At 73.8% G+C, this 16611-nt stretch carries 14 protein-coding genes; 6 read left to right on the plus strand and 8 right to left on the minus strand.

Annotation, left to right across the window (positions count from 1 at the left end; translation table 11 throughout):
* The first annotated feature begins 37 nt into the window (after positions 1 to 37).
* A complete protein-coding gene (locus tag ABD990_RS09455) occupies positions 38 to 1336 on the plus strand; it encodes a nicotinate phosphoribosyltransferase (protein WP_345379822.1) in 1299 nt (432 codons plus the stop codon).
* A 1-nt stretch (position 1337) separates the two neighbouring features.
* Entirely contained in the window at positions 1338 to 1889 is a 552-nt protein-coding gene (locus tag ABD990_RS09460) for an isochorismatase family protein (RefSeq protein ID WP_345379823.1), read from the plus strand.
* A gap of 30 nt (positions 1890 to 1919) precedes the next feature.
* On the opposite strand, the gene ABD990_RS09465 is transcribed toward ABD990_RS09460, so the two are convergent.
* Positions 1920 to 2807 carry an AraC family transcriptional regulator gene (locus ABD990_RS09465; RefSeq protein ID WP_345379825.1) on the minus strand — a complete coding sequence of 296 codons (888 nt, stop codon included), beginning with the start codon at positions 2805 to 2807 and terminating at the stop codon, positions 1920 to 1922.
* A 114-nt stretch (positions 2808 to 2921) separates the two neighbouring features.
* Here ABD990_RS09465 and ABD990_RS09470 point away from each other — a divergent pair, with 114 nt between their 5' ends.
* The gene (locus ABD990_RS09470; RefSeq protein ID WP_345379827.1) at positions 2922 to 3629 is read left to right on the plus strand and encodes a class I SAM-dependent methyltransferase; all 708 of its coding nucleotides are present in this window, start codon (positions 2922 to 2924) and stop codon (positions 3627 to 3629) included.
* A 45-nt stretch (positions 3630 to 3674) separates the two neighbouring features.
* Here the strand turns inward: ABD990_RS09470 and ABD990_RS09475 are convergent, their stop codons facing one another.
* A complete protein-coding gene (locus ABD990_RS09475) occupies positions 3675 to 4559 on the minus strand; it encodes an acyl-CoA thioesterase (RefSeq protein WP_345379829.1) in 885 nt (294 codons plus the stop codon).
* Positions 4560 to 4703: 144 nt separating this feature from the next.
* Between ABD990_RS09475 and ABD990_RS09480 the strand changes: the two genes are divergently transcribed.
* On the plus strand, positions 4704 to 6785 hold the full coding sequence (locus ABD990_RS09480) for an ATP-dependent DNA helicase (RefSeq protein WP_345379830.1): 2082 nt from the start codon (positions 4704 to 4706) through the stop codon (positions 6783 to 6785).
* Here the strand turns inward: ABD990_RS09480 and ABD990_RS09485 are convergent, their stop codons facing one another.
* The 4 genes from ABD990_RS09485 to ABD990_RS09500 form a co-directional block, all read right to left on the minus strand.
* Positions 6786 to 7499, minus strand: coding sequence for an aminoacyl-tRNA hydrolase (locus tag ABD990_RS09485; RefSeq protein WP_425569563.1), 714 nt, complete (start codon positions 7497 to 7499; stop codon positions 6786 to 6788).
* Complete coding sequence (gene serB, locus ABD990_RS09490; protein ID WP_425569564.1) at positions 7496 to 8689, minus strand: phosphoserine phosphatase SerB; 1194 nt, start codon at positions 8687 to 8689, stop codon at positions 7496 to 7498. Before serB ends, ABD990_RS09485 begins: the two co-directional genes overlap by 4 nt.
* 42 nt (positions 8690 to 8731) lie before the next feature.
* Positions 8732 to 10486, minus strand: a complete 1755-nt coding sequence (ctaD, locus tag ABD990_RS09495; RefSeq protein ID WP_345379832.1) for an aa3-type cytochrome oxidase subunit I — start codon at positions 10484 to 10486, stop codon at positions 8732 to 8734.
* Positions 10487 to 10694: 208 nt separating this feature from the next.
* Positions 10695 to 11006, minus strand: coding sequence for a DUF1905 domain-containing protein (locus ABD990_RS09500; RefSeq protein ID WP_425569565.1), 312 nt, complete (start codon positions 11004 to 11006; stop codon positions 10695 to 10697).
* A gap of 37 nt (positions 11007 to 11043) precedes the next feature.
* Between ABD990_RS09500 and ABD990_RS09505 the strand changes: the two genes are divergently transcribed.
* Positions 11044 to 11775, plus strand: coding sequence for an ABC transporter permease (locus ABD990_RS09505; protein WP_425569566.1), 732 nt, complete (start codon positions 11044 to 11046; stop codon positions 11773 to 11775).
* Positions 11776 to 12077: 302 nt separating this feature from the next.
* Here ABD990_RS09505 and ABD990_RS09510 read toward each other — a convergent pair whose 3' ends face one another.
* Both ABD990_RS09510 and ABD990_RS09515 read right to left on the minus strand, forming a co-directional pair.
* Positions 12078 to 12896 carry a PIG-L family deacetylase gene (locus ABD990_RS09510; protein WP_345379833.1) on the minus strand — a complete coding sequence of 273 codons (819 nt, stop codon included), beginning with the start codon at positions 12894 to 12896 and terminating at the stop codon, positions 12078 to 12080.
* A gap of 77 nt (positions 12897 to 12973) precedes the next feature.
* Positions 12974 to 14815 (minus strand): AAA family ATPase, encoded by a 1842-nt coding sequence (locus tag ABD990_RS09515; RefSeq protein ID WP_345379835.1) that lies wholly within the window; start codon positions 14813 to 14815, stop codon positions 12974 to 12976.
* A 156-nt stretch (positions 14816 to 14971) separates the two neighbouring features.
* Between ABD990_RS09515 and ABD990_RS09520 the strand changes: the two genes are divergently transcribed.
* Complete coding sequence (locus ABD990_RS09520) at positions 14972 to 16543, plus strand: benzoate-CoA ligase family protein (protein ID WP_345379837.1); 1572 nt, start codon at positions 14972 to 14974, stop codon at positions 16541 to 16543.
* Positions 16544 to 16611 lie beyond the last annotated feature (68 nt).

Here is a 16611-nt window from a genome sequence, read left to right on the forward strand (position 1 = left end):
GGGCACGCGGGCAGAACGGCGCATAGGCTCTCTGCGCATGAGCGGCCCCGCGGGTTCGAGCGCCAGCACCGCGCTCCTCACCGACATGTACGAGCTGACGATGGTCGCCGCGGCCCTGGCCGACGGCACCGCCGAGCGGCAGTGCGTGTTCGAGCTGTTCGCCCGCCGCCTGCCGGACGGCCGCCGCTACGGCGTGGTCGGCGGCACCGGTCGGGCGCTCGACGCGCTCCGCGAGTTCCGCTTCGGGGACGCCGAGCTCGCCTCCCTGCAGGGTGCCCTGGACGAGCGCACGCTCAAGTGGCTGGCGGACTACCGCTTCGCCGGCGATGTCGACGGCTACCCCGAGGGCGAGCTGTACTTCCCCGGCTCCCCCATCCTCACGGTCACGGGCACCTTCGCCGACGCCGTCGTCCTCGAGACGCTCTTCCTCTCGATCCTCAACCACGACAGCGCGATCGCCTCGGCCGCCGCCCGCATGGTCACGGCGGCGGGCAGTCGTCCGTTGATCGAGATGGGCTCGCGGCGCACGCACGAGGAGGCCGCGGTCGCGTCGGCCCGCGCGGCGTACCTCGCCGGCTTCGGCGCGACGTCGAACCTCGAGGCCGGGCGGCGCTACGGCGTCCCGACCGCGGGCACCGCCGCGCACGCCTGGGTCCTCCTGCACGACGACGAGGTGTCCGCCTTCCGCAGCCAGGTCGAGGCCCTGGGCACGAACACGACCCTGCTGGTCGACACCTACGACATCCGGCAGGGCATCGAGCGGGCGATCGAGGCGGCCGGCCCGGGGCTCGGCGCGGTCCGGATCGACTCCGGCGACCTGGGCGTCCTCGCCCGGCAGGCCCGCGAGCAGCTCGACGCCCTGGGCGCCACCGACACGAAGATCGTCCTGTCCGGCGACCTGGACGAGTACGCCATCGCGTCGCTGCGGGCCGAGCCCGTCGACTCCTACGGCGTCGGCACGAGCCTCGTCACCGGGTCCGGCGCGCCCACCGCGAGCATGGTCTACAAGCTCGTCGAGGTGGACGGCCGGCCGGTCGCCAAGCGCTCCAGCAGCAAGGAGTCGCGGGGCGGCCGGAAGTCGGCGCTGCGCCGCTACAAGCCGACGGGGACGGCGGTCGAGGAGGTCGTGTACCCCGTCACCACCGCGCCCGAGCGCGGCCTGCACGACCGCGTGCTGCCGATGCCGCTGGTCCGCGAGGGCGAGCCCGTGGCGGACCTGCCGGGCCTCGAGGAGGGCCGGGAGCGGCTGCGGGCCGCTCTGGTCTCCGTGCCCTGGGAGGGCCTCAAGCTCTCCCGCGGCGAGCCCGCCATCCCGACCGTCTTCCCGGAGGCCTGAGATGCCCCGCGCACTGCTCGTCGTCGACGTCCAGAACGACTTCTGCGAGGGCGGCTCGCTGGCCGTGACCGGCGGCGCGGCCACCGCCGCCGCGATCTCCGAGTACGTCCGGCAGGCCGACTACGACCACGTCGTCGCCACCCGGGACATGCACGTCGCGCCGGGTGGGCACTTCAGCGACACCCCGGACTTCGTCGACACCTGGCCGGTGCACTGCGTGGCCGGGACGCCGGGGGCGAGCTTCCACCCCGCGCTCGACGTCGCGCGCATCGAGGCCGTGTTCGACAAGGGCCACCACGCCGCGGCCTACTCCGGCTTCGAGGGCCACGAGCCCTGCGGGCGGACGCTCGTGGAGTGGCTGCGCGCGCACGGGGTCGACTCGGTCGACATCGCCGGGCTCGCGACGGACCACTGCGTGAAGGCCACCGCCCTCGACGCCCGCCGGGCCGGCCTCGACACAGGGGTCCTGCTGGAGCTGTGCGCGGGCGTGCTGCCGGCGACCACGCAGCTTGCCCTGGTCGAGATGCGCGAGGCGGGCGTGGTGATCGCCTAGCGTCCTGCACCCGAAGTGCGGTGCAGGAGGCTAGATCGTGCCGCGGCGCCAGGCCGTGGGGGTGACCCGGTGGGCCGTGCGGAAGCGGCGGACGAAGTAGCCGGCGTCCCGGTAGCCGATGCGGCGGGCTATGTCGGCGACGGTGAGGTCGGTGTCGGCGAGCAGCCGGCGCGCCTCCCGCATCCGCCGCTCGGTGATCCACTGCTGCACGGTGCGTCCGGTGGCCCTGCCGACCACGGTGGTGAGGTGCCCCGGCGTCAGCCCGACGGCGGCGGCGACGTCCCGCAGCGAGATCGCCTCGTGGTACCGGTTCTCGACGACCTCGAGCACCTCCGCGACCAGCGGGTCGACGCCGAGCTCGGCCGGGCCGTCGATGCCCAGCCGGCCGAGCCGCACGAGCAGCAGGGTGAGGTGGGCGCGGGCGGCGTCGGCGTACCCGTCGCGGCGGCCGCGCAGCTCTGCGTCGAGGTCCGTGAGGTGCGCGAGCCAGGCCGCGCGGTCCTCGGGCGGGACCCGCAGCCGTTGCCCGCCTCCGCGGTGGTTGCCGACGAACGGGGCGAGCAACGGGTGCCCGCGCCAGGAGACGAGCGGGGCGGCGGCCGCCGGGTCGACCGTGTCGGGCGGGAAGGAGACCGCCCAGACCTCGCCGTCGGGATCCGGCCGCCCGGGCGTGACGACGGCGCCGGGCGCGATCACGAACGCGTCGCCCGTGGCGATCGTCCGGTCGCGCCCGTCCACCCTCGCGACGAGGCTGCCGCACGCGACGTAGAGGAGCAGCAGGAAGTCGTGGGCGTGCTCCCCGCTGAACCGCGGGCCCTCGGACGGGTGGTCCCCGACCCAGTGCTGCACGGTGACCGCCGGGAGCCCGGGCCGACGGACGTAGTCGAGCAGCGGGACGTCCTGCGCGGTCCGGCGCACGACCTCACCCGAAGAACGTCCCCCTGCAGCCACAGTTCGTCCCTTGTCCGCAGCTCATGACCTCGGGAACCTAGCAGGGAACCACCGAACTTCGTACGACTTCCGGAGCGCACCGTGCCGACGACCGAGACGCGGGACTACCTGCCCGCCATGATCAACCCCCGGTTCCTGCCCTTCTACGACCGTTTCGGCAAGATCGCCGGGGTCGGCGACTCCTACTGGCAGCTCGTCGCGCAGGCCGCGATCGAGCCCGGCGCGACGGTGCTGGAGATCGGCTGCGGGACCGGGAACGTGCTGCTGCTCGCGAAGCGCGCGGTGCCGACCGCGACGGTGATCGGGACCGACCCCGACCCGGAGGCGCTGGCCCTCGCCCGGCGGAAGGCCGAGCGTGCGGGCCTGGTGCTGCAGCTCGACCGGGCCTACGCGCAGTCCCTCCCGTACGCCGACGGGAGCGTCGACCGGGTCCTGTCCTCGCTGATGCTCCACCACCTGCCCGAGGACGAGAAGGTGGCCTCGCTGCGCGAGGTCCGCCGGGTGCTCGCGCCGGGCGGGAGCCTGCACCTGATGGACCTCGACCACGACCCGCGGGAGTCGGGCGGCGCCCTCGCGGTGGTGACCGGGCTGCACGGGCTCCTGCTCCGGCTGCGCGGCGGCGGACACGGCCACGGGCAGGGGCACGGGCACGGTCACGGACAGGGCCACGGGCACGGCGGTCCGTCGGTGCTCGAGCTGCTCACAGAGGCCGGGTTCGCCGAGCCCTCCGTCGTGAGCCGCGGCCGCACCCGCCTCGGCGGGCTGACCTTCTACCGGGCCGCGGCGTAGCCCGGCCGGGCGGGCGTCGGACCCACCGCCTTCGGCCCGGCGCCCTCAGCCCCGCATGCGGAACGGCTCGAACGCGGCCCGCAGGTCGACGTCCCGGCCCTCCGCATCCACGGCGCGGACCGCCCCGGCGGCGTCGGCCAGCCCGATGCACCGCTGCCCGTCGAAGAGGGCGCAGGCGTACCGGACCTCGTGGTCGTCGAGCTCCCGGACGCCGACCCGCAGCTGGTAGATGCCCGGGTAGTGCACCTGGTTGCGGTACTCGACGTGCAGCGAGCTCGGGGACAGCCCGTCGAGCGGGCCGCCGAGGGGGTAGCCGAGGACGTCCGTGTGCAGCTCGGCGAGGCCGTCGAGGTACCAGCCGGCGAGGGCGACGTTGTTGACGTGCCGGTTGGTGTCGATGTCGCCGAAGCGGGTCCGGACGTCGTAGCGGAACGGGTAGTTCTCGCGCACCAGCCGCGACTCGTCGACCTCCCGGCGTGCCGTCGCGGCGGCCTCGGGCAGCACGAGGCTCTCGAGGGCACCGCGCATCTCGCCGGGCAGCGGCGCCGGCCGCCCGCCCTCGACCCACACGCTGGTGGACTCGCCGGTGGCGACGAGGTCGTCGCCGGTGAAGACGCCGTAGCTGTAGCTGAAGGAGGAGCCGCCGACCCGGTTCACGGCCATGCCCACCCGGTAGTCGTCCGCGATGCGCAGCGGGGCGAGCACGTCGACGTGGACGGAGGCGAGCAGCTGCCCGGTGCCGCTCGGGCGGTTGCCGAAGGTGCGCTCGGGGAAGGCGCGGTGCTCGGTGGTCACCCGGGCGTCCTCGAACCAACGGACCAGGGCCTCCCGGCCGACGCGGCGGCTCGGGTCCAGGTCGCTGTAGCGCGGCATCACCTCCAGCACCATGGGGTACCGGTCGGCCTCGGGTCGGATCTGCGTGGACGTCACCCGCTCCATCCTGCCCACCTACCCCCGTGTGAGCTGGCGTAACGGGCCGAGATCACGTGTGACACGGCCGACCCGCCGCGGTTCCCCGCGCCGGACCGGGGCCGGATCGCGGGTCCTGTCGGGGGCGGCGGCTATCGTCGGGCGGTGCCCCTCGCCCCCGCCTCCCCGCCCGTCCGTGCGCAGGACCTGCCGGGCGTGGCCGAGCTGCTCGAGGTGGCCGTCACGGCCGTCGGCGGCACCCGCCGCGAGGGGCAGGACGCGATGGCCCAGGCCGTGCGCAAGGCCCTGTCGAGCGGCGAGCACCTCGCCGTGCAGGCCGGCACCGGCACCGGCAAGTCGCTGGCCTACCTGGTGCCCGCGATCCGGCACGCGATGGCGCGCGACACCACGGTCGTGATCTCCACGGCCACGATCGCGCTGCAGCGCCAGCTGGTCGACCGGGACCTCCCGCGGCTGGCCAGGGCGCTCGCGCCGGCGCTCGGGCGCGAACCCACGTTCGCGATCCTCAAGGGCCGGCGGAACTACCTGTGCCTCAACAAGCTCCACGGCGACGAGGAGATGGCCGACCCGGCCGAGGAGCAGCTGTTCGACGCGTTCGCGATCTCGGCCATGGGGCGCAACGTCAGGCGGCTGCACGACTGGGCGTCGGACACCGAGACCGGGGACCGGGACGAGCTGGTCCCCGGCGTGCCCGACGCGGCCTGGCGGCAGGTGTCCGTGACCGCGCGCGAATGCCTCGGGGTGTCGCGCTGTCCCGTCGGCGAGGACTGCTTCGCCGAGAGGGCGCGCGCGGAGGCCGGCCGGGCGGACGTCGTCGTCACCAACCACGCGCTGCTCGCGATCGACGCGATGGGCGAGGCCCAGGTCCTGCCGGAGCACGACGTCGTGGTGGTCGACGAGGCCCACGAGCTGGTCGACCGGGTCACCGGCGCCGCCACCGCCGAGCTCACCGCCGGCACGGTCGCGGCGGCGGCCCGGCGCTGCGGCAAGCTCGTCGACCAGGCGGTGGCGGACCGGCTCGCCGAGGCGGGCGAGGGCCTGGGCATGGTGCTCGAGGACCTGCCCGACGGGCGCTGGGAGGTCATCCCGCAGGCCGCGACGGGTGCGCTCACCGTGATCCGGGACGCGGCCGGCATGTGCCGGCAGGCCCTGGGCGGGGAACGCCGCGAGGACCCCGAGGGCGCGACCGGGCGCAAGCTCGCGCTCGCGCTGCTCGACGAGGTGTCCGAGACCGTCGTGCGGGTGCTCCGGACCTTCGAGGAGCCGGACCCCGCCAAGCGGTACGACGTCGTGTGGCTGGCCGAGCAAGGCCCGGACGGCGCCCGGCACAAGGTGCTGCGCGCCGCGCCGCTGTCCGTCGGCGGGCTGCTGCGCGAGCGGCTGTTCGGGCAGCGCACCACCGTGCTGACCAGCGCGACCCTGGCCCTCGGCGGCTCGTTCGACGCGCTGGCCCGGCAGTGGGGCCTGCCGCCGGAGAAGATCGTGTCGACCCGGCCGGAGGGCGGGGTGGAGTCGGCGGGCGGCGACTCGGACGACCCGGTCCGGGACCCGGACGCGCCGCGCTGGAAGGGGCTCGACGTCGGGTCGCCGTTCGCGCACGCCCGCAGCGGGATCCTCTACGTCGCCAAGCACCTGCCGCCCCCGGGGCGGGACGGGCTGGCGCCGGAGTACCTCGACGAGATCGCCGGGCTGGTCGAGGCGGCCGGGGGGCGAACCCTGGGGCTCTTCTCCTCGATGCGTGCGGCAAAGCAGGCCACCGAGGCGCTGCGCGGGCGGCTGTCCGTCCCGCTGCTCTGCCAGGGCGACGACTCCACGATGCTGCTGGTCAAGCGGTTCGCCGAGGACACCGAGACCTGCCTGTTCGGCACCCTGTCGCTGTGGCAGGGCGTCGACGTCCCGGGGCCCTCGCTGTCCTGCGTGATCATCGACCGGATCCCGTTCCCGCGGCCGGACGACCCGTTGGTCGCCGCCCGTCAGAAGGCGGCCGACTCCCGGGGCGGCAACGGCTTCCTCACGGTCTCCGCCACCCACGCCGCGCTGCTGCTGGCGCAGGGTGCCGGGCGGCTGCTGCGCGGGACGGCGGACCGGGGCGTGGTCGCGATCCTGGACCCGCGGATCGCCACCGCCCGCTACGGCGGTTTCCTCCGCGCATCGCTGCCGCCCTTCTGGCAGACCACCGACCCCGAGAAGGTCCGCGCCGCCCTCGCCCGCCTGCGGGACGCGTGATCAGCGGGCGGGCACCGCGGCGCAGGTGATGGTGCCGGGGTCGACCTCGGTGAAGCCGGCGTCGCGCACGCACACGACGTCCTCCCGGGCCAGCAGGGCCTCCCACAGCTCCTGGTCGCGGCGCACCGCGAACCGCGGCGCCTCGGTCCACCCGCGCACGGCGCCGAGGATCATCGACGCGTGCCCGACCTGCGCGGCGGCCTTCCCGACCGTCATGTCGACGGCCGGGTTGACCACGATCAACGAGGCGGCGTCGGGGACCGGACCCGGCTCGTCCGGCGGCAGGTCCGTGCCCCCGATCTGCAGCCGGGACACGGTCTTCGGGACGGCGTCGACCGGGCCGGGCAGCAGGGCGCGCGCCTCGGCCCCGTCGACCTCCACGGTCACGCCGGGCAGCTCCTGCACCGCGGCCCAGTGCGCTCCGCGGGCCCGTCGGGCGATCTTGCGGATGCGGCCGTCGACCCAGGCGGCCAGCGACTCGTACCACTCCCCCTGCGCCCGCGGGTCCACGCACACGGCGAGCGCGGCCTGCGCCGCGGCCTCGAGAAGCGCGCTCCGCGGGGGCAGCTCGCGCTCGATCCGCAGGATCACGGGCATGGCCCGGACCACGCCGTCCGCCTCCGGCGGGATCACCGCGGGCGCCCCGGAGTAGCGCGCCCCGAGCGGGGCGAGCACCGGCTCGCGTACGGCGGCCTCCTCCGGCTGGGCGCTCACGCGATCGGCACCCGCCGCAGGACGCCCTCGGCCGCGTCGGCGCGCTCCACCTCGTCCCGCGTGATGCCCAGGACGAACAGCACGACGTCCAGATAGGGGTGCGAGAGCGCGGTGTCCGCGATCTCGCGTAGAGCGGGCTTGGCGTTGAACGCGATGCCCAGCCCGGCCGCGGAGAGCATGTCGATGTCGTTCGCCCCGTCGCCCACGGCCACGGTCTGCTCGATCGGGATCTCGTACTCCTCGGCGAAGCGGCGCAGCGCGTCGGCCTTGCCCGGCCGGTCGACGATGTCGCCGACCACCCGGCCGGTGAGCCGGCCGTCCTCGATCTCGAGGGTGTTGGCGGCGCAGAAGTCGAGCCCGAGCTCGGTGACCAGCCCCTCGATCACCTGCGTGAAGCCGCCGGACACCACGCCGGTGCGGAACCCGAGCCGCTTGAGCGTGCGGATGGTGGTCCGGGCGCCGGGCATCAGCTCCAGCTCGGCGGCGACCTCGTCGATGACCGACGCCGGCAGCCCCTTGAGCGTTGCGACGCGCGCCTGCAGGGACTGCGCGAAGTCCAGCTCGCCGCGCATGGCGGCCTCGGTGACCCTGCGGACCTCGTCCTCGGCCCCGGCCCGCGCGGCCAGCATCTCGATGACCTCGCCCTGCACGAGCGTGGAGTCGACGTCGAAGACGATCAGCCGCTTGCTGCGCCGGGACAGCCCGACGCGCTCCACGGCGACGTCGACCCCGGCCTCGCGGGCGACCTCGACGAGCTTGGCGCGCAACGTGCCGTGCGGCTGCTCGGGGTCGTCCGGGTTCGGCGAGACCTCCAGCTCCAGGCCCGTGACGGGGTAGTCCGCGACGCGCCGGATGGAGTCGATGTTCGCCCCGACGTCCGCGAGGGCCTGCGCCACCATCCCGAAGGCCCGCGCGGTGACCGGCCGGCCCAGCACGACGACGGCGTGCGTGGACTGCCGACGCTCCAGCCCGTTCGTGCCGATCGAGGTGTGGACCTGCATCCCGATGCTGTGCATCGCGGCCTCGACGGCCTCCTGCAGCTCCTCCGGATCGTGCGCGACCGCGACGAGGGCCCCGAGGGTGAGCCGGCCGCGGATCACGACCTGCTCGACGTCCAACAGCTCGACGGCGTGCCGGGTCAGCACGGTGAACAGCACCGAGCTGACACCGGGACGGTCGGGCCCGGTCACCGTCACGAGGACGGTGGACCGGGCCTGATCGGACTGCGGCACTTACCGGGAGCGCGGGTCGTCGTCGGGCTGGGTCTCCCGCGAGACGCCCTGCGCGGCGATCTCCGACGGGGCCGGGTGCCCGCCGACGTGCGCCTCGGCCCGGACCCGCTCCACCAGGTGCGGGTAGTGCAGCTCGAACGCCGGGCGCTCGGAGCGGATCCGCGGCAGCTCGGTGAAGTTGTGCCGCGGCGGCGGGCAGGACGTGGCCCACTCGAGCGAGTTGCCGAAGCCCCAGGGGTCGTCGACGGTCACGACGCGGCCGTAGCGGTAGCTGCGGAACACGTTGTAGATGAACGGCAGGGTCGAGGCACCCAGGACGAACGCGCCGATCGAGGAGATCGTGTTCAGCGCGGTGAAGCCGTCCGTGCCCAGGTAGTCGACGTACCGGCGCGGCATGCCCTCGTTGCCCAGCCAGTGCTGGACCAGGAAGGTCATGTGGAAGCCGATGAACGTGGTCCAGAAGTGGAACTTGCCCAGCGTCTCGTCGAGCATCCGGCCGGTCATCTTCGGGAACCAGAAGTAGATGCCCGCGTAGGTCGCGAACACGATCGTCCCGAAGAGCACGTAGTGGAAGTGCGCCACCACGAAGTACGTGTCGGACACGTGGAAGTCGATCGGCGGCGAGGCCAGCAGGACGCCGGTGAGCCCGCCGAAGAGGAACGTCGCGAGGAAGCCGACGGAGAAGAGCATCGGCGTCTCGAACGTGAGCTTGCCCTTCCACATCGTGCCGATCCAGTTGACGAACTTGATGCCCGTCGGGATCGCGATGAGGAACGTGGTGAACGAGAAGAAGGCGAGCAGCACCGCGCCGGTCGCGTACATGTGGTGCGCCCACACCGCGACGGACAGCGCCGCGATGGCGATGGTCGCGAAGACCAGCGTCTTGTAGCCGAAGATCGGCTTGCGGCTGAACACCGGGAAGATCTCGGACACGATGCCGAAGAAGGGCAGCGCGACGATGTAGACCTCGGGGTGGCCGAAGAACCAGAACAGGTGCTGCCAGAGGATCACGCCGCCGTTGGCCGGGTCGAACACGTGGGCACCGAGGTGGCGGTCCGCCGCGAGGCCGAACAGGGCCGCGGTGAGCACCGGGAACGCGATCAGGATCAGCAGCGACGTGATGAAGATGTTCCAGGTGAAGATCGGCATCCGGAACATCGTCATGCCCGGGGCCCGCATGCAGACGATCGTGGTCACGAAGTTGACGCCACCGAGGATCGTGCCCAGACCGCCGACCGCGAGACCCATGATCCAGAGGTCGGCGCCGGCACCCGGGGAGCGGATCGCGTCGGACAGGGGGGTGTAGGCGAACCAGCCGAAGTCCGCCGCGCCGCCCGGGGTGAGGAACCCGGACAGCACCATGAGGCCACCGAAGAGGAACAGCCAGTAGGAGAAGGCGTTCAGCCGCGGGAAGGCGACGTCCGGCGCGCCGATCTGCAGCGGCACGATGTAGTTCGCGAACGCGAAGAGGATCGGCGTGGCGTAGAGCAGCAGCATGATCGTGCCGTGCATGGTGAACAGCTGGTTGTACTGCTCGCTCGACAGGAACTGCTGCCCGGGACGCGCGAGCTCGCCGCGGATCAGCAGCGCCATCGCCCCGCCGGCCATGAAGAAGCCGAACGAGGTGACCATGTACAGGATCGAGATGTCCTTGGGGTCCGTCGTCCGGAGCATCTTCAGGAACGTGGAACCCTTACCCGTCCGACGCGCCGGGTACGGGCGCGTCGTGATCGGCTTGGGCGCGACGGCTGTCACTGTGCCTCCTGCACTGGACCTCGCTGAACCTCGCTGGCTCAAGGTGGTGGGCCAGGTCCGGACTCTATCTCCCGCCAACCGGACCGCACGCCCTCGGGCTGCGCCGAGGGGAGCGGGCACGGTTCGCACGGGCATTGTGCTCTACGGAGGGTAGAACGCCCAACCGCGGGGGGCCAGGCGGGAGCCCCGGGCCGCCCGGTCGACGAGGTCACACGTCGCCGACCTCCAGCTGCACCGGCGCGACGTCGCCCTCGGCGAGCCCCTCGGCCCGGCGCACCGCCTTCTTCACCGGGAGCACGAAGGTGTCGCGCGCGGCGTCGGGGAAGATCGACGTCCGCCAGGTGGTCGCCCCGATCCGCGCGACGACGCGTACCGAGCCGAACCCGGCCGCGGGCGGCGCCTGCTCGCGGATCTCCTCCGCGACCTCCGGCGGCAGGCTGACGAAGATCCAGCTGTCCTGCCGGCGGGCGTCCCACAGCCACAGCTCGGCACGGAACGAGTGGATCACCGGCGCGGTCATGGCGGCAGTGTGCCCGCGCCCACCGACAATCCTCGTCGTGACGTTGAACGCCGGGCCCGGTCTCGCCGTGGCCGCCGCCCTCGCGGTGCTGGTCGCCGCCGCGATCGCCCTGCTCGCCCGCCTGGGGACGGCCCGGGCCGCCGTGCTGGCGTCGGCGCGCGCGGTGGTGCAGCTCGGCGCGGTGTCGCTGCTGATCGGGGTCGTGGTGCGGTCGCTGGGCACGAGCGCGCTGTTCGTGCTGCTCATGATCGCCGTGGCGGCCTTCACCTCCGCGCGCCGGCTGACCCGGCACCCGAGCGGCTGGTGGGTGGCGCTGCCGATCGCGGCCGGGCCGCTGCCCGTCGTCGCGCTGCTGGTGGCGGGCGGTGTGGTGCCGCCCACCGGGATCGCCGTGATCCCGACGGCCGGGATCCTCGTCGGCGGCGCGATGACGGCGACCTCCCTGGCGGGCAGGCGGATGCGGGACGAGCTGACCGCACGCCGGGGCGAGGTGGAGGCGGCCCTGTCCCTGGGCCTGCTCCCCCGGGACGCCCACGTCGAGATCGCCCGGCCGAGCGCGGCGCAGGCGCTCGTCCCCGCGCTCGACCAGACCCGGACCGTCGGGCTCGTCACGCTGCCGGGCGCCTACGTCGGCATGCTGCTCGGCGGCGCCTCCCCGGTCGAGGCCGGCGCGGTGCAGCTCCTCGTGCTCGTGATGCTGCTGGCGGTGGAGACGGTGGCGGTGGCCCTGACCGTCGAGCTGGTGTGCCGGGGCCTCGTGCGGGCGTAGGCCCCCGACGGCCGCGCCACACCCCACGGGACGCGCCACACCAGCCGGAGCGCCGTCCCACACCCCGGAAGTCGGTCCCACACCCCGTCGACGGCCTGTCTCGCGCCCCAGCGGGTGTGGGAGCTCCGACCGGACCCCGCTCCGACCGCCGTGGGCCGGCCGCACCGGCGTGGCCCGTGGCACCGGGCCAGGTCCGGCGGCACACCCGGAGAGGCGTCCCACCCGCCGTCGACGGGATGTGCGACGGACCTCGATGGTGGGTGACGCGATCCCGACGGGTGTGGGAGGACCGCCCGGTGTGGTCAGGGGTGCATGGGCAGGAACAGGTCGGTGAAGATCTCCGGCGCCGCGGCGGGGCTGGGCGGGTCGGTGACGATGTAGAACTCCGTGCCGAAGCCCATGGCGAAGATCGGGTCCGGCACCGCGAGCATGAAGTGGTCGGGGCCCATCTGGCTGGCGTGCACCCGCATCGAGGCCCGCTTCTGCTCGGCGAAGTCCACCGCCTCGACCCGGTGCGTGATCTCCGCCTCGGGCTTGCCGAAGGTCGGCGGCGGGATCGTGTCGTCCGGGGCGTCCCAGCTCTCGGGGATCTCGCCGGCGGCCTTCAGCCCGCGCATGCCGCGCAGCATCCAGTCCCGGTTGATCGTGTTCTGCGCGACGACGGGGACCCCCGCCAGCTCGGCCGCGCGCTTCCCCACCCGGTGGACCTGGATGTGGTCGGGGTGGCCGTAGCTGCCGTTGTCGTCGTAGGTGGTGAGGACGTCCGGCTCCTCCTCGTCGAGGATCACCGCCAGCCGTCGCGCGGCGTGCTCGACACCCGTCTGCCAGAAGCAGTACGGCGCGTCGTTGGTCGCCTCACCCATCATCCCGGAGTCGACGAAGCCGAGGAACTCCACCCGCGCGGCGCCGAGGACCTTGGCCGACTCGAAGCACTCCGCCGAGCGGCGCACCGACAGCTGCTCGCCGTCGGCGAGCACGCCGGGCACGGGTTCGCCCAGCTCGCCGCGGGTCGCGAAGACCAGCACCACGCGGTGTCCGGCCTTGGCGGCCTTGGCGAGCGTCCCGGCGGTGGTGATCGACTCGTCGTCGGGATGGGCGTGAAAACTGACGATGGTCCCCACGACGGGCGACCCTACCCGCGCAGGTCACCGAGGGTCGTGAGGCCTACCGCCCTGCCAGGGGCAGTAGGCACCCACGGTCAGCAGAGGACGGCGGTCAGGGCCGGGGCGATGTCCGCCAGCCGCCGGACCGCCTGGTAGCTGCCGCCGCCCTTCGCGGCGAGGGCGCGGGCGGCCTTCTCGGCGTCGTCGTCCGGCAGCGGGCAGAGCACGTGCAGCCGGTCGATGCCGCCGAGGGCGGTGAGCGGGTCGTCGCCCGCGGTGTGCAGGCAGTCCGACAGCAGCACGACCATCCGCTCGTCGGCCACCGCACCCGCCAGCTGCACGGACGCCTCGCGCAGCGCGGCCGCCACGTCCGTGGTGCCGTGCCCGCGCAGCGCGACCAGCTCGCCGATCAGCTCGTCCGGCGGCCGGCGCACGCCCTGCCGCTGCAGGGTGCGCACCTGCGAGCCGAAGGCCAGCACGCCCGGCTCGAGCTTCCCCGAGCCGGACTCCGACGCCAGCACGACGCCGGCCGCGGACACCGCCGCCAGCGCCACCGCCAGCCCCTGCATCGACCCCGAGATGTCGACGACCAGCGACACGGCCCGGCGGTGCGCCGTCCAGCCACGGGTGACGATCTCGTCCGGCCGCGGCCGCCGGGTCGCCGTCGGCTGCCAGTTGTCGAGCGTGCGGTCCAGGTCGAGGTCGCCCTCGCCACCCTTGGCCGGGGCGATCTTCCGGGTGCCGCGCGCCTTGGCCGGCCCGACCTTGCCGAGCTGGATGAACACGCGCCCGGCGAGCTTGCGCGCCTGGGCCCGCAGCGTCGCGTCCGTGGCCACCGCGAGGTCGGCGAGCAGCGCCGCCGCCTGCTCGGGGTTCTCGGCGAGGGCGGCGTCGAACGCCTGCTCGTCGAGCTGCCCGACCTCAGGGGAGATCTCCTCGAACTGCTCGTGTCGCGAGCCCAGCTCGCCGCGGCCCATGGTCCGCTGCCCGCGGCTGGGCGACGGCTTGTCCCGCCCGGACTGGCCCCCCGATCCCGGAGGAGGGGGGCCGTCAGCTTTTCCCGGGTCGGACTCCTCCCGGTCGGTCGGCTCCGGCGCGTCCTCCGGCCAGAGCCGCTCCAGCAGCTCGTCGATCACGGACTCCGGGGTCCGGTCCAGCCCGTCGACGACCTTGATGCGGCCGGACAGGGCGGCGTGCGCCGCGTCCCGCGCGGTCTCGCGGGCGGGCTTGTCCTCGCCGCGCAGCTGCGACAGGCCGGTGAGCACGTGCGCGAGGTCGATCGCGCCGCGCACGGAGGATCCCATGCGCAGGTCCCGGTGGTCCCGGGTGGCGCGGGTGAGCCCGACGGAGAGCTCGTTGACCCAGCCCTCCACGCCGCTGACCGAGCTCGTGATCGCCCGCTCGGCCTCCTCGGACTGGTAGCCGAGCACCACCCGGCACATGCGGTCGGCGATGGCCTGGCTGACCCGGGCCGTGCCGATGGCGTCGAACGGGTTCATCGCCGCGATCAGCCGGAAGCCCGGCCCGGCGGTCACCGTGCCGAGCCGCGGCACCGCGATCTCGCCCTCGGTGAGGACGGTGATCAGGACGTTCAGCGTCTCCTCGGGGACCCGGTTGAGCTCCTCGAGGTAGAGCAGCCCGCCCTCGCGCATCGCGGTGAGCAGCGGGCCGTCGACGAAGCTCGCAGGCAGGTAGCCCTCGTTGAGCACCTGGGCCGGGTCGAACGCGCCGATGAGGCGGGCCGGCGTGAGCTCGGCGTTGCCCTCCACGAACACCACGTGCTGCCCGGCCTCGCGCGCGATCGACCGCAACAGGGTGGACTTGCCCGTGCCGGGCGGCCCTTCGAGCACGACGTGCCGGCCGGTCGCCAGGGCGACGGTCAGCACCTCCCGCTCACGACGGAGTCCGACGACGGGCGTCGGCGGGGCGGTCGTCACGAATACCTCCTACGAAGGGGCGGCACCGGCGCCTACCCCGATTCATTGGTAGCAAATCACCGCGGCGCACGGGAGAGGTGATCTTCTACGCGTCGTTGACGGCGTGTGATCTCGCTGTAGAGTTCGACCACCCGAACAGGCACAGGAGCCCGGTTCATGAGCGAACTCTTCAACGCTGCGGAGTACCTGACCGAAAGCCGGGTGTCGGCGGGCGACGGCGCCCGCACCGCGGTCCACCACCCGCGCGGCACCCTCACCTACGCGGAACTGGCCGCCGAGGTCCGCCGGGTCGCGGGCGGGCTGGCCGGGATCGGCGTGCGGCCCGAGGAGCGGGTCGTGCTCTGCATGGCGGACGACGTCGAGTTGTTCACCGGCATCCTCGCCACGATGTACCTGGGCGCGGTCGCCGTGCCGTGCTCGACGATGCTCACCGGGGCCGAGCTGGGCACCCTCGTCGTCGACTCCCGGGCCCGGGTCCTGATCGGCAGCCACCAGTTCACCGAGGCCGTGCACAGCGCCGCGGCGAGCGCACCCGACCTGCGCCACCTCGTGCTCGCCGGCGCCGACCCCGTCGCGCCCGCGCCCGGCGTCACCGCCCTGACCTGGGGGCAGATGCTCGCGGCCGGTGCGCCGCTCGAGTCCGTCGCCGCAACCTGGGACGAGTCGCCGGCGCTGTGGCTCTACACCTCCGGCACCACCGGCAAGCCCAAGGGCGCCATGCACCGGCACGCCGACATCCGGTACGTCGCCGAGACCTACGGGCACCAGGTCCTCGGCATCCGGCCGGACGACGTCTGCCTGTCCGTCGCCAAGCTCTTCTTCGCCTACGGCATCGGGAACTCGATGTTCTTCCCGCTGTCCGTCGGTGCCTCCGCCGTCCTCGAGCCCGCACGACCGACGCCCGGCCTCATCGCGGAGGACGTGCAGAAGTACGGCGCCACACTGCTGTTCGGGGTGCCCAGCTTCTGGGGCCCGCTGCTCGCGAGCGAGGACGTGGCCGACGACGCCCTCGCCGGCGTCCGGCAGGGCGTGTCGGCCGGCGAGACGCTCCCCGCCCGCATGTTCACCGGCGTCCGGGACCGCTTCGGCGTGGAGATCCTCGACGGCATCGGCTCCACCGAGGCGCTGCACATCTTCATCTCCAACCGGCCCGGCGCCGTCGTCCCGGGCAGCTCGGGCTTCCCGGTGCCCGGCTACGAGATCGAGCTGCGCCGCACGGACGGCTCGGTGATCAGCGGGACCGGCGAGTCCGGGATGCTGTGGATCTCCGGGGACTCCATCTGCACCGGGTACTGGTGCCGCACCGCGGTGAACCGGCAGGTCTTCCGGGGCGAGTGGATGCGGACCGGGGACCAGTACGTGCGCAACGACGACGGCAGCCTCACCTGCCTCGGCCGCACGGACGACGTGCTCAAGGTCGGCGGCATCTGGGTCGCGCCGGCCGAGGTGGAGTCCCGGCTGCTGGAGCACCCGGCGCTGGCCGAGGCCGTCGTCGTGGGGATCCCGGACGCCGACGGCCTGGACAAGCCCGTGGCCTACGTCGTCCCGCGGCCGGGCGCGACGGTCGACCCGGACGAGGTGGTGGCCTTCTGCAAGGCCGGCCTGGCCTCGTTCAAGCGGCCGCGCGCGGTGATCGTGGTCGAGGAGCTGCCGAAGACCGCGACCGGGAAGGTGCAGCGGTACCGGCTGCGGCAGCGGCACACCGCCGGCCACCCCGTCACCGCGTAGCGGGGTCGGCGCGGTCGGTAGAACTCGACGGTGTCGACGACGTTGCGCAGCGGCCGGCCGTCGAGCAG

Source organism: Pseudonocardia yuanmonensis, assembly GCF_039542425.1.
In the GTDB taxonomy this organism is placed as follows: Bacteria; Actinomycetota; Actinomycetes; order Mycobacteriales; family Pseudonocardiaceae; genus Pseudonocardia; species Pseudonocardia yuanmonensis.

Coding starts and splice junctions, on each gene's coding strand:
- ABD990_RS09520 (WP_345379837.1), top strand. CDS start 14,972: ATGAGCGAACTCTTCAACGCTGCGGAGTACCTGACCGAAAGCCGGGTG.
- ABD990_RS09455 (WP_345379822.1), top strand. CDS start 38: ATGAGCGGCCCCGCGGGTTCGAGCGCCAGCACCGCGCTCCTCACCGAC.
- ABD990_RS09460 (WP_345379823.1), top strand. CDS start 1,338: ATGCCCCGCGCACTGCTCGTCGTCGACGTCCAGAACGACTTCTGCGAG.
- ABD990_RS09500 (WP_425569565.1), bottom strand. CDS start 11,006: ATGACCGCGCCGGTGATCCACTCGTTCCGTGCCGAGCTGTGGCTGTGG.